This is a genomic window from Streptomyces swartbergensis, from assembly GCF_002148965.1.
In the GTDB taxonomy this organism is placed as follows: Bacteria; Actinomycetota; Actinomycetes; order Streptomycetales; family Streptomycetaceae; genus Streptomyces; species Streptomyces swartbergensis.
In genome coordinates this window covers 1-1,270 of record NZ_NGFN01000714.1, presented here as the reverse complement: position 1 = coordinate 1,270, position 1,270 = coordinate 1, and the positions used below count along the sequence as shown (strand labels likewise).

The 1,270-nt window shown below is 71.5% G+C and carries 2 protein-coding genes and 1 pseudogene; all 3 read right to left on the bottom strand.

Annotated features, from left to right (window positions below; all coding sequences use genetic code 11):
- Positions 1-246: telomere-protecting terminal protein Tpg (tpg, locus tag CA983_RS43830; protein ID WP_425276523.1), on the bottom strand; the 246-nt coding region annotated here is incomplete at its 3' end.
- Between the two features lie 8 nt (positions 247-254).
- Positions 255-458 carry a hypothetical protein gene (locus CA983_RS43825; protein ID WP_086606126.1) on the bottom strand — a complete coding sequence of 68 codons (204 nt, stop codon included), beginning with the start codon at positions 456-458 and terminating at the stop codon, positions 255-257.
- Positions 459-516: 58 nt separating this feature from the next.
- A pseudogene (locus tag CA983_RS43820) lies at positions 517-1,270 on the bottom strand (telomere-associated protein Tap); the annotation flags it as partial.

Below are 1,270 nucleotides of genomic sequence, written 5' to 3'. Positions count from 1 at the left end.
CACCTGCGGCTGCCACCGCTGCCGCACGGCGTCGTCGATCTTCGCGGCGACGTCGGCGCGGGCGTGCTTGCGGGCACCGCGCCGGTAGCGGTTGACGGAGTCGGCGGTGACACCGATCTCCTGGGCGACGGCCTTCGCGCTGCCCAACTGCTTGAGCAGGAAGCCGATCTGGCCCTTCAGCGTCTTCGGAGGCTCCCGGGTGAAGCCCTCCCGGTCGGCCCGCTCGATCGCGTCATGGATCTCCACGGTGGTGCTCAGCTCCCTTCAGGGGTGGGGTCCTGGCCGTCGGGATCGACCAGGCGGAACCAGGTCTCGCGGGTCTCGTGGAGGTCGTGCCTCCAGAGTTCGAACCGCGGTGAGGTGCGGAGGGTGCGCATGGAGAACTGCAGGGCCTCCATGCGCGCCTCCAGGCGGTCCAGCGTCCGCTCCAGCTCCGCGCCGGCTTCCAGCGTCGACACGGCGCTTGGGGCGGATCCGCCCGAAGCGGCAGACATAGCGGTGTCGGTGGCCACGGGGCTACTCGCCTTCGTCGAGGACCGCGTCGCCGCCCTTGATGTGGCGGGCCGGGTTGAGGCCCTTCTCCATCAGGTCGACGGCCCACAGCATCGACTGGACGCCCTCCAGCTTCGCCAGGCCCGGCGTGGGCCCGAGGCGGAACCCGCCGGGCTGCGGCTTGCCCGAGGCGGCGTACGGCAGGAAGTCCAGCGGGCTGTCACCGGGGCTGGGGTAGACGACGCAGTCGGACAGCACGGCGAGCGGGAATAGCCCGGTCATTCGCGACATGTTCAGCAGCTTGCGGTGCATGTTGACCCGAGCCTTGCTGATGACGGCTGCCCGGATGTCCGGCCGCCAGGTCGGCCGCTCCAGCGCCGGCCACCGCTCCCCCGCTTTGTAGGACTTGCCCTGCGGGCGCTCGCGCAGCTTGCCGACGCCGCCCTTCACCGTGGCCTTGATGGCGGACAGGACAGCGGCCAGGGCCGGGTCGACCTCCTTCCGGCGCTCCATCGCCGCGAGGAAGGCCCGGTCGTCCAGGTCCCGGGTGACGCCGAGGTCGGCGAGGGTGTCGACGTAGGCGGTCTTGAGCCGGTCGTGCCACGGGTCCAGATAGGCGCCGGTCTCGCGGCGCAGGTACGCCTCGATCGGATGGACGTCGTAGCCGAGCTCCTGGGCGTAGGCGACGGTGTGCGTCTGGTACCAGGCCGGGCCGGTCGGACGGGTGCCGTCCGGGGTGAACGGGCTGGGCAGGCGCGGGTCCAGCTCGATGTGCGAG